20 protein-coding genes, 1 tRNA gene and 1 pseudogene are annotated in these 24,035 nt (G+C 43.0%); 12 read left to right on the forward strand and 10 right to left on the reverse strand.

Going from position 1 to position 24,035, the window contains the following annotated elements:
• Positions 1 to 57 precede the first annotated feature (57 nt).
• Positions 58 to 618, forward strand: coding sequence for a YqgE/AlgH family protein (locus DN53_RS11515; RefSeq protein ID WP_116219329.1), 561 nt, complete (start codon positions 58 to 60; stop codon positions 616 to 618).
• On the opposite strand, the gene DN53_RS11520 is transcribed toward DN53_RS11515, so the two are convergent.
• Both DN53_RS11520 and DN53_RS11525 read right to left on the reverse strand, forming a co-directional pair.
• Entirely contained in the window at positions 611 to 1,465 is an 855-nt protein-coding gene (locus tag DN53_RS11520; protein ID WP_129654431.1) for an aminotransferase class IV, read from the reverse strand. The genes DN53_RS11515 and DN53_RS11520 overlap by 8 nt on opposite strands.
• A gap of 52 nt (positions 1,466 to 1,517) precedes the next feature.
• Positions 1,518 to 1,901, reverse strand: a complete 384-nt coding sequence (locus DN53_RS11525) for an START-like domain-containing protein (protein ID WP_116218958.1) — start codon at positions 1,899 to 1,901, stop codon at positions 1,518 to 1,520.
• A 138-nt stretch (positions 1,902 to 2,039) separates the two neighbouring features.
• On the opposite strand from DN53_RS11525, the gene DN53_RS11530 reads away from it, so the two are divergent.
• The 3 genes from DN53_RS11530 (at position 2,040) to DN53_RS11540 (ending at position 5,142) form a co-directional block, all read left to right on the forward strand.
• Positions 2,040 to 2,113 (forward strand) — tRNA-Met (locus tag DN53_RS11530).
• Positions 2,114 to 2,545: 432 nt separating this feature from the next.
• Positions 2,546 to 4,465 (forward strand): DUF294 nucleotidyltransferase-like domain-containing protein, encoded by a 1,920-nt coding sequence (locus tag DN53_RS11535; protein ID WP_129654432.1) that lies wholly within the window; start codon positions 2,546 to 2,548, stop codon positions 4,463 to 4,465.
• A complete protein-coding gene (locus tag DN53_RS11540) occupies positions 4,462 to 5,142 on the forward strand; it encodes a 3'-5' exonuclease (RefSeq protein ID WP_165357397.1) in 681 nt (226 codons plus the stop codon). The genes DN53_RS11535 and DN53_RS11540 overlap by 4 nt, the downstream gene beginning before the upstream one ends.
• 3 nt (positions 5,143 to 5,145) lie before the next feature.
• On the opposite strand, the gene acs is transcribed toward DN53_RS11540, so the two are convergent.
• From acs to DN53_RS11565, 5 genes are all read right to left on the reverse strand, one after another.
• Positions 5,146 to 7,053, reverse strand: a complete 1,908-nt coding sequence (acs, locus tag DN53_RS11545) for an acetate--CoA ligase (protein ID WP_129654433.1) — start codon at positions 7,051 to 7,053, stop codon at positions 5,146 to 5,148.
• Positions 7,054 to 7,114: 61 nt separating this feature from the next.
• On the reverse strand, positions 7,115 to 8,890 hold the full coding sequence (locus DN53_RS11550; protein ID WP_129654434.1) for a sodium:solute symporter family protein: 1,776 nt from the start codon (positions 8,888 to 8,890) through the stop codon (positions 7,115 to 7,117).
• On the reverse strand, positions 8,890 to 9,144 hold the full coding sequence (locus DN53_RS11555; RefSeq protein ID WP_129654435.1) for a DUF4212 domain-containing protein: 255 nt from the start codon (positions 9,142 to 9,144) through the stop codon (positions 8,890 to 8,892). The genes DN53_RS11550 and DN53_RS11555 overlap by 1 nt, the downstream gene beginning before the upstream one ends.
• A 72-nt stretch (positions 9,145 to 9,216) precedes the next feature.
• Positions 9,217 to 10,176: a phosphoribosylaminoimidazolesuccinocarboxamide synthase gene (locus DN53_RS11560; RefSeq protein ID WP_129654436.1), complete on the reverse strand. Its 960-nt coding sequence runs from the start codon at positions 10,174 to 10,176 to the stop codon at positions 9,217 to 9,219.
• A gap of 8 nt (positions 10,177 to 10,184) precedes the next feature.
• Positions 10,185 to 11,144, reverse strand: a complete 960-nt coding sequence (locus DN53_RS11565; protein WP_129654437.1) for a PhoH family protein — start codon at positions 11,142 to 11,144, stop codon at positions 10,185 to 10,187.
• A 121-nt stretch (positions 11,145 to 11,265) separates the two neighbouring features.
• On the opposite strand from DN53_RS11565, the gene DN53_RS11570 reads away from it, so the two are divergent.
• From DN53_RS11570 to DN53_RS11595, 6 genes are all read left to right on the forward strand, one after another.
• Complete coding sequence (locus tag DN53_RS11570) at positions 11,266 to 12,096, forward strand: SAM hydrolase/SAM-dependent halogenase family protein (RefSeq protein ID WP_129654438.1); 831 nt, start codon at positions 11,266 to 11,268, stop codon at positions 12,094 to 12,096.
• Entirely contained in the window at positions 12,097 to 12,399 is a 303-nt protein-coding gene (locus tag DN53_RS11575) for a putative quinol monooxygenase (RefSeq protein WP_129654439.1), read from the forward strand.
• Positions 12,399 to 13,130 carry a gliding motility-associated ABC transporter permease subunit GldF gene (gene gldF, locus DN53_RS11580; protein WP_129654440.1) on the forward strand — a complete coding sequence of 244 codons (732 nt, stop codon included), beginning with the start codon at positions 12,399 to 12,401 and terminating at the stop codon, positions 13,128 to 13,130. Before DN53_RS11575 ends, gldF begins: the two co-directional genes overlap by 1 nt.
• Entirely contained in the window at positions 13,130 to 14,794 is a 1,665-nt protein-coding gene (gene gldG / locus DN53_RS11585; protein ID WP_129654530.1) for a gliding motility-associated ABC transporter substrate-binding protein GldG, read from the forward strand. The genes gldF and gldG overlap by 1 nt, the downstream gene beginning before the upstream one ends.
• Before the next feature lie 119 nt (positions 14,795 to 14,913).
• Positions 14,914 to 16,032, forward strand: coding sequence for a DNA polymerase III subunit beta (gene dnaN, locus DN53_RS11590; RefSeq protein WP_129654441.1), 1,119 nt, complete (start codon positions 14,914 to 14,916; stop codon positions 16,030 to 16,032).
• A gap of 155 nt (positions 16,033 to 16,187) precedes the next feature.
• Positions 16,188 to 17,270: a hypothetical protein gene (locus DN53_RS11595; RefSeq protein ID WP_129654442.1), complete on the forward strand. Its 1,083-nt coding sequence runs from the start codon at positions 16,188 to 16,190 to the stop codon at positions 17,268 to 17,270.
• A gap of 58 nt (positions 17,271 to 17,328) precedes the next feature.
• On the opposite strand, the pseudogene DN53_RS11600 reads toward DN53_RS11595, so the two are convergent.
• Positions 17,329 to 17,687 (reverse strand): annotated as a pseudogene (locus DN53_RS11600) (DUF4870 domain-containing protein).
• A gap of 87 nt (positions 17,688 to 17,774) precedes the next feature.
• Between DN53_RS11600 and mnmE the strand changes: the two are divergent.
• Positions 17,775 to 19,145, forward strand: a complete 1,371-nt coding sequence (mnmE, locus tag DN53_RS11605; RefSeq protein ID WP_129654443.1) for a tRNA uridine-5-carboxymethylaminomethyl(34) synthesis GTPase MnmE — start codon at positions 17,775 to 17,777, stop codon at positions 19,143 to 19,145.
• Between the two features lie 142 nt (positions 19,146 to 19,287).
• A complete protein-coding gene (locus DN53_RS11610) occupies positions 19,288 to 22,080 on the forward strand; it encodes a hypothetical protein (RefSeq protein WP_165357399.1) in 2,793 nt (930 codons plus the stop codon).
• Positions 22,081 to 22,135: 55 nt separating this feature from the next.
• On the opposite strand, the gene DN53_RS11615 is transcribed toward DN53_RS11610, so the two are convergent.
• Both DN53_RS11615 and DN53_RS11620 read right to left on the reverse strand, forming a co-directional pair.
• On the reverse strand, positions 22,136 to 22,495 hold the full coding sequence (locus tag DN53_RS11615; RefSeq protein WP_165357401.1) for a hypothetical protein: 360 nt from the start codon (positions 22,493 to 22,495) through the stop codon (positions 22,136 to 22,138).
• 211 nt (positions 22,496 to 22,706) lie between these two features.
• The gene (locus DN53_RS11620; protein ID WP_129654445.1) at positions 22,707 to 24,026 is read right to left on the reverse strand and encodes a sigma-54-dependent transcriptional regulator; all 1,320 of its coding nucleotides are present in this window, start codon (positions 24,024 to 24,026) and stop codon (positions 22,707 to 22,709) included.
• Positions 24,027 to 24,035: the final 9 nt, after the last annotated feature.

Raw genomic sequence — 24,035 nt, forward strand, 5'->3', positions numbered from 1 at the left:
TTTGTTTTTGTAAATGTTGTATATTATACTGCAATTAAAGTCAAGTAGTCCATGAAAATGGTAAGTCCAAAACCAGAAAAAGGCACATTGCTTGTTGCAGAACCTTCGCTCACGGGTGATGTTTCTTTTAATAGATCCGTGGTCTTACTTGCCGAGCATAACCATGAAGGCTCTGTTGGGTTTATCCTTAACAAACCGTTGGATTATACCATTTGTGACCTTGTGTCCGAAATTACCATTCCGTTCAAAGTATTCAATGGCGGTCCCGTGGAGCAGGACAATCTTTATTTCATCCACAAAGTTCCCGGATTGATTGAGGACAGTGTTGAGATTTCCGATGGTATCTTTTGGGGTGGAAACTTTGAGAAAATCGTTGAGCTCATCAATAACGGCATCATTACCGAACAGGACATTCGCTTCTTTTTGGGGTACTCCGGATGGGGATCGCAGCAATTGGACAACGAGCTTTCCTCCAAGTCCTGGGTAGTAGTCAAAAACGAGTACGAAAGCAGTATTTTGGGGAAATCCTCAATTTCTTTCTGGAAAGAAAAAATGGTGGAATTGGGTGGCGATTACCTCTTATGGTCCAATGCTCCTGAAAACCCTTCTCTTAACTAGTCTGGGCCATTCGGGCCTTGGCATTCAATTTGCCCACAAGACCTTTGCTGACGGTGTTTACAAATTGTTTTTTGCGGTATTTGCTTATGGGCTGAATGCCGATAATGCTATTGGTTATAAAAAGCTCATCCGCCTTTTGAAGCTCAAAAGGTGAGACAGATTCTTCCAACATTTGAAAGCCCTCCATGGACTCCACTATCTCCATGATTTTTTTTCGAATGATTCCATTGAGACATCCATCACCCAGTGGCGGGGTTTTTACCGTATTCCCTTTGATCAAAAAAAGATTGCCATTAATGGCTTCAACCACATTTTTATCCGTATTCACCAATAAGCAATTGGCATAACCATTCTCTTGGGCATATACACTGGCCACCACATTCAGGATTTTATTGGTAGTCTTTAGTGTGGAAAGCATATCCTTGTTGACATAATAGTCCTTGAAAAGCTCCACCTCATAACCGTCATCTTGGATGAGATAAAATGGAGATACCATCGCCCCCACTTCAATCAGATAGGAAATATCATTGGTCAATGGGGCATACAATCCCCCATCATTCCTGAAAATAGTGATACGGACCCTTACGGCTTCATCATCCCATTGATTTCCGCTAATGGTCTTCTTGATTTCCGCTTCCAAAAATTCCAAGGTAAACGTCATGGGAATTTCCATACGTAGCATTCGCATGGAAGCCATCAACCTAAAATAATGGTCTTCCCAAAAGAAAAGGTCTCCCTTGACACACCTGAGGGTCTCAAAAAGGGCATCTCCATACTTAAGCCCCCTATTGGCAGAAGTGAGGATATCCGATTCAGCTGAAAAAAGTTCTCCGTTGAAATTTACCATAAAAAAACCTTGAAAAATCAAGGTCAAATATACGGCTTAGTTGAGAATACCACTATTTGGAGCCCAATACCTGTTTAAGATCGGAGATTTGGTTTTCCCAGAGCATCTTGGCCTCGTCCACTTCATCGTCTTCGGCAAAATCCGTTATGAAGAGAGAGACATCTTTGGTGATTTCATCCACAATGATACGCATCTCAAAAAAGGAATCATCCTCATTGTCCACCCAAGTGAACTTGACAAATTCCTCACTTTTTCGTTTCAACATTTTGGCCTGTTCTTCGGCCCCGTCCCAAATAAAAGTGAATATCTCACCTCTGGAGTTCACATTATCGGCATACCACTCGGAAAGTCCGGATGGAGTGGAAATATATTGGTAAAGCAACTGTGGGGATGCTTGGATTACAAACTCAATTTCAAATTTTACCTTATCGCTCATTATACTGTTCTATTATCCCTTTTCAACAATTGATATAATTTGGGAAGATAAAAAAATAAATATCAAATAATAAATTAATCCTGAATTTTGATTCAGCAAAAATTAAACTTTATATTTGCACCCGCTTAGCGAAACCACGGCGAGGTAGCTCAGGTGGTTAGAGCGCAGGATTCATAACCCTGAGGTCGGGAGTTCAAGTCTCCCTCTCGCTACATTCACGGAGGGTCAACCAATTGTTTATCAAATTGTTGGCCCTTCTTCTTTTATCACCTTTCTTGTGCATTTCCCACAAAAAATTCTCCCCTTTTTGTTTGTAAGCTCATCTTCCTAACCTTTTTTAATCCGTATATGGAACCACATTCTTAAGCGGTATATAAAAACAAAATCGTATCTTAATTCAAAATAAGAGAATTATGTTAGGAATCTTACTTACAAAAAGAGGGAAAACAAAAACAGTTCAAATCCTTATGGTAGCTTCCATGCTATTGATAGGCCTAGGTTTGGCCTTGTTATAAGATATCTATTCAACACTCTAGAAAAAACTACCTTAATTCCGTATACATATTTGGAAGGCCGTCCTGTTCGATGGTCTTTTTTCTTTTGAAGTGCATCCTTACCATGGGTTTTACCATTACATTTATGGTATGAAGAACACCATTTCTGAAAGAGTTGCCGATTTTTTAAAAAAATTTCCTCCTTTCAATATTCTGGCGGAACACCAATTGGAAAAATTGTCCTACGAGGTCACCATTATCCATAAGGAGAACAATAGCCTGGTCTTTTCTGAAAAGGAGCCTCCCCATAACTACTTTTATGTGGTGCACAAAGGGGCTGTGGCCCTAACCAAAAAAGGGTCACAACAAATGCTGGACATTTGCGACGAAGGAGATATTTTTGGTCTCCGTCCCTTATTGGCGCACGAAAACTACAAGCTTCAGGCCACAGCACGCGAAGAAACCATTTTGTATGCCATTCCCATTCAAGAGTTCAAGCCCATTGCTCTGGAGAATCAACAAGTTGGGGATTTTTTAATAGAAAGCTTTGCCTCCAACACGCGGAACCCCTATTCCCTTAAACATAGGGGCAAATTGTACGGGGTTCCCAATGAAGCGGAAGGAAACCCCGAAACCAAAATGCTGGACCTACAGCCCGTTCGTTACTCCACCAATTTGGTGACCTGTTCCAAGGAAACCCAGATAAAATCGTTGGCCGCTTCCATGACCCAAAGAAATGTAGGCTGTGTTCTGGTTACCCAAGATGGACTTCCCATTGGAATCATCACCAATAAAGATTTAAGGAACAAGGTTGCCACAGGATTGGTTTCCATAATGGAAAATGCCGAAGCCATTATGTCTTCCCCAGTCATTACCTACTCCAAGGACCTGACCATTACCCAAGCTCAAATGGCATTGATGAAAAGTCAAATCAGTCATCTGTGCCTAACTGAGGATGGAACCACGGACACTCCCGCCATTGGCATTCTTTCCAAACACGATGTCATGGTGGCCCTTGGAAACAACCCTGCCGTACTCATGCGGGCCATAAAACGGGCCACGGATTCCCAAAGACTACGGACCATTCGGCATAGTATTTTAAACCTATTGCAGGGCTATTTGGAACAGAACATTCCCATGGGATTGGTCTGCAAAATCATTTCCGAACTCAATGATGCCACCATCAAACAAGTCATACAAATTTGTGTTGACCAGATGGAGACCCCTCCTCCCGTAAAGTTTACATGGTTGGCCATGGGGAGTCAAGGGCGGGGCGAGCAGTTACTCACTACCGATCAGGACAATGCCATCCTTTACGAAGATGTACCATTGGAAAAAAAGGAAGAGACCCAAACCTATTTTTTACGGTTGGGCAAACGAATTTCAACAGAACTGAACCTGGTAGGGTTTGAATATTGTCCGGCTGAAATGATGGCCTCCAATCCGCTGTGGTGCCATAGTTTGGAGGAATGGAAAGAGGTTACATCCCACTGGATGAACAATCCTGGTCCGGATGAGATCCTCCTATCTTCCATTTTCTTCGATTTCAATGTGAACTATGGGGAAAAGGCACTCGCCGATGAACTTTCGCTGCACATTTTTGAGAATGCGAAAAAGTATCCCCAGTTCCTGACCCATTTGGCCAGTGGAGCACTTCAAAATCCATCCCCATCCGGATTTTTTAGAGACTTTTTGGTAGAACAAGATGGAGAACACAAGGATTTCTTTGATTTGAAACTTCGTGCCCTCATGCCTATTATTGATGCCGCAAGGGTCCTTATCCTTTCCCATGCCATAAAATCCATCAACAACACTGCGGAACGCTATGAAAAACTGGCCGAACTGGAGCCTAAAAACAAAGAACTCTATTTAGCAGCTTCGTATGCCAGCAAGGCTCTTTTAAAGTTCAGGACAAGACAGGGCCTACAACATAATGATTCTGGTAGATACATCGCCTTGGACCAATTGAACAAGGAGGAAAAAATAAAGCTCAAACGTACGTTCAAGACCATCAAAGAAATCCAAGAGCTATTGCAAATACGGTTTCAAGTAAAAAATCTTTTGCGATGATGGGGTTTTTCTCAAAAAAGAAGCACTTGGAACTTCCCGGGTTTTGGGAAACCTATGCCAATTGTTTCAAGGATAAACTTCCGGAAACGATATCCGAGAACACTTTTGTGGTGCTCGATACCGAAACCACTGGGTTCAATATGACCAAAGACCGAATGCTATGCATCGGTGCCTTAAAGCTCAGGGACAACACCATAGTCGTAAAGGAAAGTTTTGAAGTATATGTGGAGCAGGAGCATTATGATGCTGAAAGTGCCGAAATCCATGGAATCTTGAAGAAGAGCAAGAAGGAGCGGGTAACCGAACTGGAGGCATTGCAACAATTTTTGGCCTATGCCAAAAACCATATACTGGTAGGCCACCATGTACTATTTGATGTGGGTATGGTCAATGCTGCCCTTAAACGGAACGGTCTCCCCCAATTGCTGAATAAAACCTTGGATACCGGTCTGCTCTATAAACGTACCTTACTCATTTCCACGGTACTTCGAAAGAAAGAAACGTATTCTTTGGATGAGCTTGCCGAAAAGTTCAGGATTTCAAAAAAAGATAGACATACCGCTTTAGGCGACACGTTGATCACTGCCATTGCTTTTCTGGCGATTGTGGAAAAGTTAAAGCCCAAAAATTTGAAAGATCTGTTCAAAAAACAAAATCCCCCAAAATTTGGGCTTTAAGTCTTATAGACTTTCTTTCATGATTACCTCGACCACTTCCGGGTTCAACAAAGTTGAAGTATCTCCCAGATTACTAGTGTCCTTGGAAGCAATCTTTCTTAAGATTCGTCTCATGATCTTACCGCTACGGGTCTTGGGCAAACCAGGCACAAACTGAATCTTGTCCAGCTTGGCGATAGGTCCAATATGTTCCGTGATCAATTGGTTGATTTCCTTTTTGAGGTTGTCCCTGTTTCGGGTCTCCCCAGTTTCCTTTAAGATGATATAGCCATACAACGCGTTCCCTTTAATATCGTGAGGGAAACCAACAATGGCAGATTCTGCCACCGCTGGGTGTTCGTTGATGGAATCTTCTATGGGTGCCGTACCCAGATTATGTCCGGAAACAATAATCACATCATCCACCCTACCGGTAATTCGGTAATAGCCTACTTCATCCCGAAGGGCACCATCACCTGTAAAATATTTCCCTTCAAAAGCAGAGAAATAGGTGTCTTTATAACGCTGGTGGTCTCCCCAAATAGTCCGTGCAATGGAAGGCCATGGAAATTTAATGCACAATCTACCCTCCACCTGGTTTCCTTTTATCTCCTTCCCATTCTCATCCACCAAAGCAGGCTGCACACCGGGCATAGGCAGTGTGGCGTATGTGGGTTTTGTAGGTGTTGAAAAAGGTATGGGTGAAATCAGGATTCCTCCTGTTTCTGTCTGCCACCACGTATCCACAATGGGACAATTTTTCTCCCCAACGTGATCGTTGTACCAGTGCCAAGCTTCTTCGTTGATGGGTTCTCCAACGGTTCCCAAAACCTTAAGGCTGGAGAGGTCATGCTTGGTCACAAAATCCAAATTCTCCTTGGCCAAGGCCCTAATTGCCGTTGGTGCCGTATAGAATTGGGTAACTTTATGCTTTTCAACCACTTCCCAGAACCTACCATAATCAGGATAGGAAGGCACACCTTCGAACATTACAGTGGTAGCTCCGTTGGCCAGAGGCCCATATACAATATAGGAGTGGCCGGTAATCCAGCCGATATCTGCCGTACACCAATATACATCCTGTTCCTTATACTGAAAGACGTTTTTAAAAGTATAGGCCGTGTAGACCATATACCCTGCAGTGGTATGCATCATTCCTTTGGGTCTACCTGTAGAACCGGAAGTATACAGAATAAAAAGCGGGTCTTCCGCATCCATGATTTCCGGAACACAATCAGAATATGCTTTGTCCAGAAGAGGTTGTAACCATTTGTCACGACCTTTTTGCATCGGGATTTCTTCTCCGGTGCGTTTGGCCACCAATACGGTGTCCACATTTGGACAATGCTGCAACGCTTCGTCCACAATACCTTTTAGGTCGATGGTTTTGGTGCCTCTGTACGAACCATCCGAAGTCAATACCATTTTGGCTCCACAATCGTTGATACGTGTGGCCAAGGCCGTTGAAGAAAATCCTGCAAACACCACGGAATGAACTGCACCGATACGTGCACAGGCCAACAATGAGATGGCCAATTCAGGAATCATGGGCAAATAAATGACCACACGATCTCCTTTCTTTATTCCTTGATCTTTGAGAACATTGGCAAATTTGCAAACCCTTTCGTGCAACTCACGATAGGTAATATGCTCTGCTTCCTCATTGGGGTCATTGGGTTCAAAAAGAATGGCAGTTTTATCGCCACGACTACGCAAATGGCGGTCTATACAGTTTTCGGTAATATTGAGCTGTGCTCCATCAAACCACTTAATTTCGGGCTTTGTAAAATCCCATTCCAAAACGGAGTTCCATCTTTTTCTCCAAAAAAAATGTTCTTCCGCTACTTCTTCCCAAAAATCCTCAGGGTTTCTAACAGATTTACGATACACCTGAAAATATTCTTCCAGATGCTTAATATGGTAATTACTCATTAGTTATAGTAAATTTTTATGTGCCTTTAAAATTAAAAAAAGAGAGGGACTTTCACCAGAATTAATGCTCAATTGCTTCTCCGGCCCCACTAGGTATACGTATGTTTTCCACAATACCCTGTACTTCTTCCGGAGGAGCTGGTGTAAATCTTGAAACTAAAATAGACACAGCAAAATTGACCAACATACCCATGGTTCCGAAACCTTCAGGTGAAATACCCCACCACCAGTGCTCTTGGGTACTGGTTTCCGGGTTTCCAATCCATCCGAGTTTAAAACGGGCAATGTAATAGCATGTAATACCAAGTCCGGCTACCATACCTGTGATGGCTCCTTCCCTATTCATACGCTTGCTAAAGATTCCCATGATAATGGCCGGAAAGAATGAAGATGCGGCCAAACCAAAGGCCAAGGCAGTCACCGAGGCCACGAAGCCTGGAGGGTGAATACCAAAATATCCGGCTACCACTACAGCCAAAAGTGCTGAGAAACGGGCAACCCATAGTTCTTTTTTATCCGAAATGTCCGGAGCAATCTGCTTTTTGATCAAATCATGCGAAATTGACGTGGAAATTACCAAAAGTAATCCTGCTGCAGTAGATAGAGCTGCTGCCAATCCTCCTGCGGCAACCAAAGCGATGATCCAATTGGGCAATCCTGCAATTTCAGGGTTTGCCAAAACGGTGATATCACGGTCCACATACAATTCGTTGGCTGAAGCGCTGGCATTGGAAATCATCCGTTGTCCTTGTGCTCCCCTACCTTCAACAAACTCGGGTTGTCTGCCTTCAACCGCTGAACCCGGAAGGTATTGGATCTTTCCATCCCCATTCTTATCCGTCCATGCGATGAGACCAGTATTCTCCCATTTGGTAAACCAAGCTGGAATTTCCTCATAGGGAGTATCCTCCACGGTTTCGATTAGGTTGGTACGTGCAAATACGGCTATGGCCGGAGCAGTGGTATACAAAATAGCGATAAACAGCAATGCGTAACCGGCAGACTTACGGGCGTCACTAACCTTTGGCACTGTAAAAAAGCGGATGATCACGTGAGGCAATCCTGCGGTACCCATCATCAAGGCCGCGGTGATAAACAACATATCGGTCATGGACTTGGTTCCATCCGTATAGGCCGTAAAGCCCAGTTCAGTCATCAACCCATCCAATTTATCCAATAAATACACCCCATCTTCTCCTGTAGATGCAAACCCTAATTGAGGAACTGGATTTCCAGTAACCATTAGCGAGATGAATATGGCAGGTACCATAAATGCGAAAATCAACACACAATATTGTGCTACCTGTGTATAGGTGATCCCTTTCATCCCTCCTAAGAACGCATAGAAAAATACCACGGCCATACCTATGTACACCCCAGTATTCACTTCTACATCCAAGAAACGGGAAAAGACCACACCCACTCCACGCATTTGCCCGGCCACATAGGTGAACGACACGAACAGTGCCGCAACAACGGCCACGGTACGGGCCACGTTGCTATAATAACGATCTCCGATAAAATCAGGAACCGTAAATTTTCCAAATTTTCTCAGATAAGGGGCCAATAACAATGCTAAAAGCACATATCCCCCGGTCCATCCCATAAGGTATACGGAACCATCGTATCCTGCAAAAGCAATAATTCCTGCCATTCCCAAGAAAGATGCCGCGGACATCCAGTCCGCGCCTGTGGCCAATCCATTGGCCAAGGGAGACACTCCTCCTCCTGCAACGTAAAATTCTTTGGTAGATCCCGCTCTGGACCAAATAGCAATTCCAATATATAAAGCGAAAGTGAGCCCGACGATAATAAACGTCCAAGTTTGTATATCCATTATGCGTCCAGGTTATATTTTTTATCCAATTTGTTCATGAGTCGGACATAGACAAAGATCAAGATCACGAATACATAAATCGATCCTTGTTGGGCAAACCAAAAGCCCAATTTAACGCCTCCCAATTTAAAGGCATTCAGTTGATCCACAAGAAGGATCCCAAACCCAAAAGAAACCAAAAACCAAATGGCAAGAAGAATGCCCAGGTACTTTAAATTTTCTTTCCAATACTTTTCTCTCTGCTTAATGTCCATTTTATAATTTTAGTGGCTGAAATATATGAAATCTTCAGAAAAGACCACTCAAAATTATAAGGGATAACATTTTCAAGAAAGTTTGTTTAAATACTCCGAAACGTTGAATTTGATGCGTTCATCAATGTTTGAAACATCTGCTTTTTCGAAATCTTTTCCTGTAATACTCTCATACAGTTCAATATACCGTTCGGAAACCGATTCGATGTAGGCATCACTCATTTCGGGCACAACCTGACCTTCCAGACCTTGAAAATTATTTGAAATTAACCACTGACGTACAAATTCTTTGGACAATTGTTTTTGAGGTTCTCCTTTAGCCTGTAATTCTGCATATCCATCTGCATAAAAATAGCGTGAGGAATCGGGGGTATGGATCTCATCGATGAGTACAATCTCCCCATCCTTGGTCTTCCCAAACTCATATTTGGTATCCACCAAAATCAATCCACGTTTGGCTGCAATTTCTGTCCCTCTCTGAAACAGGGCCCGGGTATATTTTTCCAAAACTTCGTAGTCCTCTTTCGAGACAATGCTGCGCTCCAAAATCGCTTCCCTGGAAATATCTTCATCATGATCTCCCTTTTCCGCCTTGGTGGCCGGGGTGATGATGGGTTCTGGGAACTTATCATTTTCTTTCATCCCTTCGGGCATAGGTACCCCGCATAGCAAACGTTTTCCTGCTTTATACTCCCTGGCCGCATGACCAGAAAGATATCCACGTATCACCATTTCAACCTTAAAGGGTTCACAGGCCTTTCCTACCGCCACGTTGGGGTCCGGGGTGGCCATTAACCAATTGGGCACAATATCTTCGGTGTCCTTCATCATCTGGGTAGCGATCTGGTTCAGAATCTGCCCTTTGTAAGGTATGCCTTTGGGCATGACCACGTCAAAAGCCGAAAGTCGGTCCGTGGCCACCATGACCAGAATATCGTTCTCCAGCGTATATACTTCCCTTACTTTTCCTTTGTATACCGATTTTTGGCCCGGAAAATGAAAATCCGTGGCCATTACTGTATTTTGCCCCATAATCTTGTTTAGAATTGGTTTTGGTGTTCTATGTTTTTGTAGGCGTCGATAACCTTTTTGACCAGTTTGTGGCGAATGACGTCCTTGTCATCCAAATAAATGATACTGATGCCATCCACATTCTTAAGGATAAGCAAAGCTTCCTTTAAGCCCGAAATGACGCGTCGCGGCAAATCTATTTGCCCAGGATCACCCGTTAGCAAAAACTTGGCGTTCTTTCCCATACGGGTAAGGAACATCTTCATTTGGGCATGGGTGGTATTCTGCGCCTCATCCAAGATCACAAAGGCATTGTCCAAGGTGCGTCCCCGCATAAAGGCCATGGGAGCAATCTGAATGGTGCCATCCTCAATGTACTTTGCCAATTTTTCAGCGGGAATCATATCCCGGAGGGCATCGTACAAAGGCTGCATATAAGGATCTAGTTTTTCCTTCAGGTCACCAGGCAAAAAACCAAGGTTTTCCCCTGCTTCCACAGCGGGACGGGTAAGGATGATGCGCCGTACCTGCTTTTCCTTCAAGGCTTTTACGGCCAAGGCCACTCCTGTGTAGGTCTTTCCTGTACCGGCCGGACCAATGGCAAAGACCATATCATCCACCTTGCAAGCATCCACCATTCTTCTTTGGTTTACGGTCTGGGCTTTTATCAATCTGCCGCTTACACCGTGGACCAAGACGTCCCCGCTGCTTTTGGATGCCACATGGTCCTCATTTCCATCACTGGTGAGTACGCGCTCGATCATGTTCTCATCAAGCTTGTTGTACTTGGCAAACTGGCTCGTGAGCATATCAAATCGCTTGTCGAACTCTTCCAAGAGTTCTTCATCCCCATACACCTTTATCTTATTGCCACGGGCAACGATTTTCAGTTTTGGGAAATATTTTTTGAGCAATTCAATATTCTCGTTCTGTTGCCCGAAGAAGTCCTGTGGGCTTATATCCGTGAGTTCAATTATAAGTTCGTTCAAAAAACGGGGTGTTTAGAGTTATTTTTTGAAGAATTGGATTCTTTCTTTTTTAATGTAATTTTACTCCACAAACTTAACCAAAAATCAATTCGAGCGTGGAAAAACATATCAACAGTATTGCATGGCAATCATAACCTTAACTACAGATTTTGGCTATAAAGACCACTTTGTAGGTGCTGTAAAAGGGACCATTCTGGGTAGTCTGCCCGAGGTGAACATTGTTGATATTTCCCATGCTATAAGCCCATTCAATATCCAAGAGTGTGCCTATATCCTTAAAAATGCCTACCGTTCCTTTCCTGAGGGTACCGTGCATATTGTTGGGGTGGATTCCGAACTGTCCCCTGAAAACCAGCATATTGTGGTGCAGGTGGATGGACATTATTTTGTAAGTGCCAATAGTGGGGTCATTTCATTGATCACATCGGAGGTGACTCCCGAAAAAGTAGTGGAAATACAACTGCCCAATACCCAATCCGGTTCTTTTCCCGTATTGAATGTCTTTGTACAAGTGGCCTGCCATATTGCCCGGGGCGGTAAATTGGAGGTGATTGGAAAACCTTTTGCCGCACTCAAGGAACTCAAGGAATTTGAACCCCGTGTCTCCAATGATGGAAGGACCATTTCTGGAAATGTCATTTATATTGACAACTACGGCAATGTGGTCACCAACATACAGCGAAGCTTGTTTGAAGCCTATCGCAATGGACGGGACTATGAACTGACCGCCCGCACCACCAAGATCAAGGAAATCCAGAAAAGCTATAACGGCATTATCAATTTCGACTTGGACAGGAGTCAACGAAAAGGTCCCGGTGACGCCCTGGCCTTGTTCAATTCTGCCGGATATATTGAGCTTGCCATTTATAAAAGTGACTTGAATTCCGTAGGAGGGGCTTCTACCCTTTTGGGATTGAACTACAGGGACATTGTAACCATAAATTTTTCATAAATGCTGATACGCATCGTAAAACTCACCTTTAAACCCGAAAATATTCCTAGTTTTGAGCGAATTTTTGATGAATCGAAAAACGGGATTTTGGCTTTTGAAGGGTGTTCCAAGGTGGACCTTTACCAAGACCTCAAGAATCCAAGCGTGTTTTTTACGTACAGCTTCTGGGAAAAGGAATCAGATTTGGAAAACTATAGGACATCAGATTTTTTTAGAGCGGTTTGGGGACATACCAAAACCCTTTTTGCCGATAAACCGGAAGCTTGGAGCGTAGCCAAGGTAAATTCCTCAACTCCAGAATAATGTTTGCAATTTTTAAAAGAGAGGTCCAGTCTTTTTTCACATCCCCCATTGGGTATTTGATCGTAGGATCTTTTTTACTGCTCAATGGCCTTTTTCTATGGGTGTTTAAAGGGGAGTACAATATTTTTGATTACGGCTTTGCGGATTTGGGCAACTTTTTTTTGTTGGCCCCATGGATTTTTGTCTTTTTGGTTCCGGCCATTACCATGAAGAGTTTTTCAGAGGAGCGTAAAATGGGTACTTTGGAGTTGTTGCTGATCAAACCCATTTCGGTCTGGAAGTTGGTTTTGGGCAAATTCTGGGGCGCATTTCTGTTATGTGTCATTGCCGTGGTTCCCACTATCATTTATGTTTTTGCGATTTCCAACTTGGGGGTCATTGAGGGTAATTTTGATTTAGGAGTGGTTATCGGCTCCTATTTTGGATTGTTGTTCCTCATAGCGGCCTATGCCTCTATTGGAATCTTTGCCTCTACCCTTTCGGATAACCAGATCATTGCCTTTTTGGTGGGCATACTCATTTGTTTCATGATTTTCAATGGATTTGATGCCTTGTCCTCTCTGTTTTCCAATGGGGAAACCCAACAATGGATACAGGGTCTGGGAGCCAAATCGCATTTTGACAGTATCGCCAGAGGGGTCATGGACACCAGGGACTTGATATACTTTATCTCCCTGACCCTCTTTTTTCTGTACCTCACCCATCAACGCTTAAAACAATTGCCCAGATGATGTCAAAGTTTTTTGTTTCCGTGCTCAAGGCCGTTGTTGTTGTCATTATACTGAACCTTATTGCCGGTTTTGTATATACCCGATTGGACTTGACCGAAGACCAACGCTACACCTTGTCACAACCTGCCGTGGAGGTGGTCCAAAAGTTTGATTCCCCTGTCATTGTGGATGTATTGTTGGATGGAAACATCCCTCCAGAATTTTCCAAACTCAAAACCGAGACCATTCAGCTATTGGAATCTTTTGCTTCAAAAAACAGCAACATCAAATATAATTTGGTAGATCCTTTGGAAGATGAGAGTCAGGCCCAACAGACCATTGCAGAACTTCAAGGTCTGGGACTTCAACCCGCCAATGTCACGGTTGAAGAGAACGGAAAGGTTTCCCAAGAATTGGTATTCCCATGGGCCATGGTCAACTATAGGGACAATACCGTTAAAGTCCCTCTTTTAAAGAACAAACTCGGCTCAACGGCCGAAGACCGCATCAACAATTCGGTGCAGCAATTGGAGTACGCCTTTGCCGATGCCTTTACCAAGCTGAGCATTACGGATAAAAAGAGTATTGCCGTGATCAAAGGAAATGGAGAGCTCGATGATCTATATTTGGCCGATTACCTGACCACCATTCGCGATTATTATAATATTGGGGCCATTACTTTGGATTCCGTGGCAACCAGCCCCCAAAAGGTCCTGGACCAACTTAAAAACTTTGACTTGGCTGTGGTGGCCAAACCCACAGAAGCCTTTACCGATCAAGAAAAGTACGTATTGGATCAATTTGTGGTGCAGGGTGGTAAATCCATTTGGTTGATGGATCAAGTGGCCATGGAAATGGATAGCATCTATAGTGGCGAAGGAAGTGCATTTGCCTTGCCACGTGACCTTAACCTCAAGGATTTTTTCTTTCAATATGGGGTAAGGATTAACCCGGTATTGGTCAACGACATGTACTTTACCCAAATTGTGTTGGCCACAGGGGAAGGAAATGATTCCCAATACAATCCCCTTCCTTGGTATTACAATCCCATGGTGTTTTCAAGGAACAACCACCCCATCAACACCAATATAGAAGCGGTTCGATACCAGTTCACCAGTCCCATGGAGGTATTGGACAATGATTACCAAAAGACCGTTTTGCTCCAGAGCTCTCCTCTATCAAAAACCGATGGTATCCCCAGACAGATCAGTTTGGATATTTTGAACAATCCTCCGGATAGGGAATCGTACACTAATGGTGACCTACCCTTGGCCGTTTTGATTGAGGGAGATTTTGTTTCCATGTACAAGAACCGGGTTAAGCCTTTGGAACTTCAAAATACCGAGGAACAAGGTCCAGAAAACAAAATGATCGTCATCTCCGATGGGGATGTCATCAAAAACCAATTGCGTAACGGCAGACCCTTGGAACTTGGGTATGACAAATGGACCAATAGTTTCTATGGCAACAAAGAATTCTTGGTGAACTGCACCAATTACCTTTTGGACAATACCGGACTTATAAACATTCGAAACAGGAAAGTGTCCATCCCACTCTTGGATGTTGAAAAAATCGTAACCCAAAAAACACGATGGCAGCTAATAAACATCGGTATACCAGTTGTATTGACATTGGTTTTTGGTATTTTCTTCAACTATGTGAGAAAGCGAAAATTCACAGTGTAGCTGTTAATAAATTTGTTTCTCTGCTTAATCGTTTTAAGATATATTTGCTTTTGTCGATTACACGGCCCGTTTACTTGGATGAAACATCCAACGGACAACATAGCTAAAGAATTTCTTTGATGAAGTTTATTGTATCCAGTACATATTTATTGAAACAATTGCAGGTTTTGGGAGGAGTTATCAACAATAGCAACACCTTGCCCATCCTTGACAATTTCCTATTTGATCTAAAACAAAATCAACTTACGGTCTCAGCGTCCGACCTGGAAACCACCATGAGTTCGGTACTAGAAGTGGATTCAGATGCCGAAGGCACCATTGCGGTTCCTGCCCGGTTGTTGTTGGACACGCTAAAAACGTTTCCAGAACAACCTTTGACCTTTGTTGTTGAAGATAACAATACAGTGGAAATAAGCTCCAACCATGGTAAATATGCCTTGGCCTACGCGGATGGTGCAGAATTTCCAAAAGCCGTTGAAGTTTCCAATCCAAGTTCTACCACGCTCTTGGGTGATATTTTGGCAACGGCCATCAATAAGACCATTTTTGCCGCAGGGAATGACGACCTCCGCCCGGTAATGAGCGGGGTGTTCTTCCAGTTCTCCCCGGAGAATCTCACCTTTGTGGCCACAGACGCCCACAAGTTGGTAAAATACCAAAGGCAGGATGTGACCGCTTCGGAAGTGGCCGAATTCATTATGCCCAAAAAACCTTTGAATCTGTTAAAGGGGATTTTGGCCGGTTCGGAATCCGAGGTAACCATCGAGTACAATGACAGCAATGCCAAATTCATTTTTGACAGTTCAGTATTGATCTGTAGATTGATTGATGGAAAATACCCCAATTATGAGGCGGTAATTCCCAAGGAAAACCCCAATAAACTGACCATTTCCAGAAATCAATTCTTGAGTTCAGTGCGACGGGTTTCCATTTTTTCGAACAAGACCACGCACCAAATCCGTTTGAAGGTTGCTGGAGCCGAGCTGAACATATCCGCCGAGGATGTGGATTACAGCAATAAGGCCGAGGAACGTCTGTCCTGCTCCTACCAAGGGGATGATATGCAGATTGGATTCAACTCACGCTTTTTGGTAGAAATGCTCAATAATCTTTCTTCCGATGATGTTTCATTGGAAATGAGCTTGCCCAACAGGGCGGGTATCCTTACCCCTATTGATGGACTGGATGAAGGAGAGCACGTGACCATGCTGGTTATGCCTGTAATGCTCAATAATTAAAGGGGTTTCCTACAGTTTTTACTTTTTTCATGTGACCCCACAGACCATGTGTGCTTTTCATCGATTATAACCTGTGTTCATCGTGGATAAAATCCGCTGAATAAGATGTTTTATACTTTTATTCAATTAATGATTTTAACCTTAAACTTTTGAACATGAAAAAATTAACACTAGCCGCAATTGCGATTTTCGCATTTGTTTTATCCTCATGTGAAGTTGAGTCTGCAGGGAGTGAAGACTTAACAAGCGTGGATGCGAAAGGAAAAGCTGCAAAAAATACGAACTCACAAATAGAGTTTGACTTATCGGAGGATTGTCAAAAATCCGAGGCAGTTCTTTTAGCCGGTCAACACACGGAAGTAGGTAAGGTAACTGTAACCGAATCCGGTGACAATTATATTATAACCTATGAAATTACCAATGATGAATGGTGTATCTCGGAAACCCATTTATCTGTAGTGAACTCTCCCGAAGATTTTCCCATGACCAATTCGGGTAATCCAAAGAATGGGAACTTTGAGTACAAGGACAGTTTTGACTGTGCCAAAACGGTTACCTATGAGGTGCCTACTTCTAAGGGTCCTTATATTGCCGCTCATGCTGTGGTTAATTGTTTGAATGAGTCGGCTGAAAGTATCGCAGAAAACTTGCCCGTTGATATTGACTTTTGTGCAGTTGACAGGGGCACTAATACTGGTTTGAGCTATTGGAGCATCAATATATCCAATTCTTTTTTAGCCGGCGATTATAATGCTTGGTGTTTGGATGCAAACAAACCACTGGGGATTATTTGCGCCGAAGGCTCCGTTGTTTCAAGTTATTCAGATTTGAGCAGTACTTCAATAGCATATACAGATAATATGAATCAGGTAAACTGGATCATTAACCAAGATTTTGTTGGTACACTGGCAAGTAATGGTGAAGCCTTTACTTTTGGAGATGTTCAAGTAGCAATTTGGAGTTTTGTTGAAAATGCTCAATGCCCTACTTGTGGTAATAATGTAGGTGAATGGAGTGAAGAACGTGCACAAGAAATCATAGACTTAGCAAATATAAATGGTACAGACTATATGCCAGATTGTGGCGAATTGTTAGGTCTGATTATATTACCTGATGATACCGGCAAACAACCATTACTTATTAGTTATCCAATAGAGTGCTCCGACTGTGAAGAAACTGCATGGGCTGATGGGTGTAGCTTTCCGGGGAACAATTGGGCAACATATTTTTCATACTAAAAAACATTTAAGATATCACTTCTTTGAAATAGGGGCCCTTTAAAAGGGCTCCCATTTTTTATAGGAAACGTATGGTGAAAAAATAAATGGGTGATTCGCCGTTGGCCGCCTTTACTGCATTTACAATAGGCAGGACAAACCCTAAGATTCCAACCCCCATAAGTCCCAACAGTCCCAACCCAAAGACTAAAATAGCAGGAATGCTTATGATCAAGTACAGTAACAGACTCAACTGTAGATTAATAATAGCCTTACCGTGCTCGTCCATTCCTTCAACCGTTCGTCTTGTGGACAGCCAAAGAGCAAGAGGTACAATGATCCTCCAAATCCAGTAACATAATGTAATAGCTGTGATAAGTGTGTGAAGGCCAATAAGGTATTGTCCTTCCTAATAACGTTTTGATTGATGACTTCCATTTCTGATTGATTTTTGATGATGTACTTTATTAGTGTCCTTTTTATGGAAAATGTTACAACCCATGGTTAATTTGTACTTTTGACCCCATGTTGTACAATGATAACATCGTTGCCCTTGCCACACCATCAGGAACTGGGGCCATAGCCGTGATTCGCATCTCGGGTCCAGATGCCATTTCCATGGCCGATTCCGTTTTTCAATCGGTAAAAGGGAAAGAATTGTCCAAGCAGAAGAGTCACACTATTCATTTGGGGCATATTGTTGATGATGGTAAAGTCTTGGATGAAGCGTTGGTTTCCATTTTTAAGGGACCCCACTCCTATACCGGTGAAAATGTGGTGGAAATCTCTTGTCATGGATCTCCGTACATCCAACAACAGATCATACAATTGATACTACAGAAAGGGTGCCGAACAGCTTCTGCCGGGGAGTTCACCCTTAGAGCTTTTTTGAATGGTAAAATGGATCTGAGCCAGGCTGAAGCCGTGGCCGATCTTATTGCCAGCGATAGTGAAGCGGCGCATGACATAGCCATGCAACAGATGCGGGGCGGCTTTAGCAATGAAATCCAAAAACTCAGGGAAGAACTTCTCAACTTTGCTTCTTTGATAGAATTGGAACTCGATTTTTCACAAGAGGATGTGGAATTTGCCGATCGCACCCAGTTCAATGCACTATTGAACCGAATCAGCGAAGTACTCAAAAAACTAATCGACTCCTTTGCTTTGGGCAACGTCATCAAACATGGTATACCCGTGGCCATTGTGGGTCAGCCCAATGTGGGTAAGTCTACCCTTCTCAATGCCCTGTTGAATGAAGAAAGGGCCATTGTAAGTGACATTGCGGGAACTACCCGCGATACAGTGGAGGACCATATCAGTCTTAATGGTATAAATTTTAGGTTTATAGATACCGCTGGGATACGGGAAACCGAGGACGTCGTTGAAAAAATTGGTATTGAGCGGACTTTTGACAAGATTGAAAAGGCTCGTTTGATCATTTTCTTGTTTGATCACATTGATTTTGACCGTTCAGAGCTGGAAAAAATCAAGAACAAATATCCCAATAAACAACTTTTGGTTATTTGCAATAAGGTAGACCTTTTGAATGATGAACAAAAGGGCCAGCTCAAAAAGGAAATCCCAAACCTATTATTCCTTTCTGCCAAGCATCAATCCGGTATGGAGGAACTTCAAAACAAACTTCTAAGTCTTGTGGACTCGGGGGCATTGAGTGGGGACAGTACTATCATTTCCAACAGCAGACACTATGACGCCCTGTTGAAAGCGCTTGAGGAAATACAAAAGGTAAAGGAGGGCATGGATGTTGGTTTGGCAAGTGACCTTGTGGCGATAGACATCAGGCAAGCACTCTTTCATCTTGGTGAAATTACTGGAAATGTCACCACGGATGATTTATTGGGGAATATATTCTCCAATTTCTGCATCGGAAAATAAATTCCTTAAAACCTCCAAATTTACCCTTGGCCAAAGATTTGATCCCATTTAAGCATCATATGCGTTGCCATGCCTAAAGTCTCCAACAAATCCCTATTTTAGTGTAAGCATCCAAATTTCAGCAATTTAAATCACTTGCATCTTGCCCAAAAAGAGAATACGTGAACATAAAAAGACAGTCCTAATCTTTTGGACCCTATCCGTATATGGATTACTCGCAGTTTTTTTTGTATTTCCATTGCTTTCCATGGCACAGACCAATGAGCGATTAGATGTTTCTTTAACTGAAAAGATTTATATCCAACTTAGCTCTGGGGTCTATGCCACGGACCAGGACATATGGTTCAAAGCTATTGTGGTGGACTCCGAAAACCACTTGCCAAGTACAACAAGTCAAGTATTGTATGTTGATTTAATTGGCCCCAACGGAAAGGTCATTGAACACAAATTGACCAAACTGACTTCTGGTCTGGGTAATGGTTCCTTTGAACTGGGTAAAAATTACCCTGTAGGCCTTTACCTCATTCGCGCCTACACCCAATGGAACAGAAATTTTGGCAATGATTTCATTTTTGAAGACTATGTCAACATCGTCGCACCCAATTCCCAACCTGAAAAAGGCATTTTACATACATTGACCACCACCGAACTGGAATCCGGTAAATTTCTGTTGACTGGAGAAATCAACTCCACTATCGGAGTCACCGACCAAAAACAAATTCCTGTGTATCTCAATTATGGAGTGGGAAAGGATACCTTGGAGCTAAAGAAGAAAGATGGGGTTTATACCTTGGATTATGAGACTCCCAAAAATGTGGATTGGATAACCTTGTCCATCGGAGAAAACCCTGATTCTTACCACTCAGAAACCATCATACTAAGGAAAAAATCCGTTGATGTACAGTTTTTTCCGGAAAGTGGGCAGCTGGTTCATGGGCTCCTCAACAAATTGGGCGTTAAGTCCTTAGGGATAGATAGCAAAGGAACGCGTCTAAAGGGTACTGTTTTTAACGATAAGGGGCAACCTATCAGTGATTTTTCAACCAATCATTTAGGAATGGGAACCTTGACTATACAGGTTGACAGTGCAAGAACCTATTATGCCAAAGTTTCGGAACCCAATGATTCCACTGGAACAACTACCCATATCCATCCGTTGCCCAAGGTATCCCCGAAAGGGAGTACCCTATCGGTATCCCGAGTTGGCGAAAAAATCTGGACCCGAATCTCCTCAAACCACTTGAAAGGAAAAATTTATATCAAGGTTGCCTGTAGGGGGAAGGATTATTTTTTACTGGAGGGCCCATTAAAAAATGGGAAACTGGTAAAGGATATGCCATCTAATGAACTTCCTGAAGGGATTTTGGTTTTTACCCTTATGGATCAAGCTAAACAGCCTATTGCTGAACGACTTTTCTTTAATCATAAAGATGGGGAAGCTTTGGACATTTCAATCCAGACAGATAAAAACGTATATGATCGCAGGGAAAAGACCCAATTGAACATGCACATTCTTGGGCCACCATCCGAATCAAAAAACATCAGTTTATCGGTCCTTGTCCTGAACAAAGCACACTTTCAACCAGAATCCATCAATACCATCCGTTCCTATCTTCTGTTGGATTCAGAAATACGGGGTGACATAGAAGATCCGGATTATTATTTTAGGGCTCAAACCCCTGAACGTTTCGAGGCTTTGGACGCACTATTGCTTACCCAGGGTTGGAGAAATTACCAATATCCCATAAAACGAAGGGGGCCTACTTTTTTTTGGCCGGAAAAAGGCCTTGAAATCAATGGGGCTGTACAAGTTTTGCGAAACAAATCAAATACATCAGAACCTATAAATGTTAGCTTGGCCACTTTTGGGAGAGCAACCAAATTTTACACCACGGAAGCCGATAGTTTAGGTCGATTCGGCTTTGTATTGGATGACGATTACGGTCCAAAAATGCAATATCTATTAAGCACTGTAGACCCCAAGGGGAAAAAGGTCAACCACAATATACGTTTGGACACGATAAGCCCACCTGAGGTTACCTACACACAGAAACCTATCATACGAGAATCGGACACCGTGGTCAAGGCCGTAGTGGAGGCTGGGAAAGAAAGACTTCGTACCGAGATGGTATTTGACTCTCTTTATGGGGTTACCCAATTGGACGAAGTGGTGGTTTCAGACCATTTTCTTACTCCCGAGCGGGCAAAACTTTATGAAAAATACGGAGAACCGGATGTGATCATTTCTGGTGATGATATACGGGACAAAGAAAAAGAATGGTCGTATGGATTATATAGCATCCTTTTGTTCAACTATGGTGATCAAATAGCCATAGAGCGATTCCCGGACGGGTTTATGTTGGCGCACGTAAGGGGCGGCAGCAGGGAAGCCACTTTATTGATGGTGGATGGAAAATTGCTGGAAAACCATCTTTACGAATATGTCCCCAGCATGTCTCCCGAGATAGTGGAACGCGTGGAACTCATAAAATACGCCAAGTTTTTCAAATCTCGATACCTTACCGTATTTCCGCAGGCCGACTTATTTGAAATACCATCTTTGGGGCATATCATTTCCATAACCACCAAAGGTGGCGTGGGAGTCCAGGCCCCTATCAGACCAGAGCCAGGAACCCTCAAGGCAGCAATATCCCTATTTACACCGGTGAAACAATTTTATGCTCCCAAATATGACAAACCCGTTCCATCCCAAGAGGATAAACCAGACCTACGATCGGTAATACATTGGCAACCCAATATTTTCATGGACCAAACACAGAATACCTCCAGTAGTTTCTATAATGGGGATATATTGGGAGAATACATCATCATTGTGGAGGCCATTTCGGAAGATGGCCGCTTGGGTTATGCCACAAAAGAATATTCGGTGAAAGAAAAAAAAGGGCTTAATGAAAAGCCCGACCCCAGTAACTAACCTTTAAAGCAAACAAATGAGAAACAGGGTCGGGCACAACACATCAATCAATAAACTAGATTCTTCTAAGCTCGCCAGACTCCAATGCTTCCTTGACATTGGCCGCTACTTGCCAATGGCTGCCAAAAAAACGACTGCCATCGGTCTTTTTTATTTTTATCCGTAGGGATCCATCTTTTTTCTCCTTAACGGAAGTAACCACAACCTTGTTCCCCTCTACCCTTTTGTAATTGGCCAATCCACCACGTTTAATGATAAAATTGGGCTTGGGAAATTCAATGTGCGCGTATTGGGAGGATTCTGGTTTACCTACCTCAAGAATATCCCCAACAGCAATTTCACCCTTATGGACAGATTGGGCCTGAAGCCCAAGGGTGAAAACAGAAAACATCAACGCAAATATGTATTTTTTCATAGCAATTCATTGAGTTACCATATTACTTCGCCTCCGTGACATAAGCACATGACAATACTTCCAGATTTAAGCAAAGTGTGTGCCTAAAATACCACATCCACCATTGTAAATAATAAATAATTGAAAATTAGACTATTACAAATACCACTCTTGGAAGTCCGTAATTAGGGAATGGGTAAAAATTACCCGCATGGTGCATTTCTCCTCACCTCTATTTTAATTTCTCCCGAAGGGTCTTACGGTCGATTTGTAGAATTTCAGCCGCTTTTGTCTTGTTGTTCCCGGTAGCTACCAGCACCTTTTCTATATATTCCTTTTCTACTTGCTTGAGCGGTTTCAAGGCCTGCTCCGGAAAATCTATTTGAAATTTCACCTGCTCAGGTAAATGTTTTACGGTCACTTGGCCATCGCTCATTATAACGGCTCTTTGGATAACATTCTCCAATTCCCTGATATTTCCCGGCCATGGATAGCGTTCCAGTATTTCAAGCGCATCTGGAGCAATTCCTACCAATCGGTCCTTATACTCCACTCCATACTTTTGAAGAAACTTGGATACCAACATAGGAATATCGGAAATTCTCTCCCTAAGGGGAGGTACGGATATGGAGACCACTGTGAGTCTATAATACAGATCTTCCCTGAAAAGTTTCTTCTCGATAAGTTCGGTCAAGCTGCTGTTGGTGGCAGCAATGACTCGTACATTAAGCTTTTCAGATTTTTGTGAACCTACTTTGGTAACTTCCTTTTCCTGCAAAACCCGTAACAACTTCCCTTGAACAGCTAGGGAGGCGTTCCCAATTTCATCCAAAAAAATGGTTCCATTATTGGCTGCCTGAAAAAAACCGTTCCGGGTTTCAAAAGCACCCGTAAATGCCCCTTTGGTGTATCCGAAAAGTTCGGCTTCAAGAAGATTCTCGGGTATGGCCCCACAATTGACGGCAATGAAGGGAGCTCTTGCAAACTTGCCCGAATAATGAATGGAACGGGCCACAAGCTCCTTTCCTGTTCCACTTTCACCTTGGACCAAAATGGTGGCATGGTTGTCCTTTACCCGTTCAATGATCTCCACAACCTCTTTAAAGGCCTCCGAGGTGCCGATCATTTCCCCATAGCCTTGCTGTGCCTTTGGAAACACCTTCTCTTTGGATTTTCGGTGTTGGGTACATTCCAAGGATTTTTGAACAGCATCGGCCAATTCCGATTTCGTGAAAGGCTTTGTAATATATTCCGTGGCCCCGGATTTTATTACACTCATGGCATCATCGATTGATGGAAATCCGGTAACTACCAGTTTGGGAATATCCGGATAATGTTCCGCCATATATTTGATCAATTGAATGCCATTGATGTCCGGCATGTTGATGTCGGTAATCAAGAGGTCAATTGCCGTATCTTTTAAAATGTACAGTGCTTCCTTGACCGAAACAGCGCTATAGGTATGGTAGTGCATGGATGTTAAATGCCGTTGCAGCAGCTCCAAAATCTGTATATCATCATCTACCAGCAGTATATTTTCCTTCTTCAACATCCTGACTTT

The organism is Flagellimonas olearia, from assembly GCF_004150225.1.
Taxonomy (GTDB): domain Bacteria; phylum Bacteroidota; class Bacteroidia; order Flavobacteriales; family Flavobacteriaceae; genus Flagellimonas; species Flagellimonas olearia.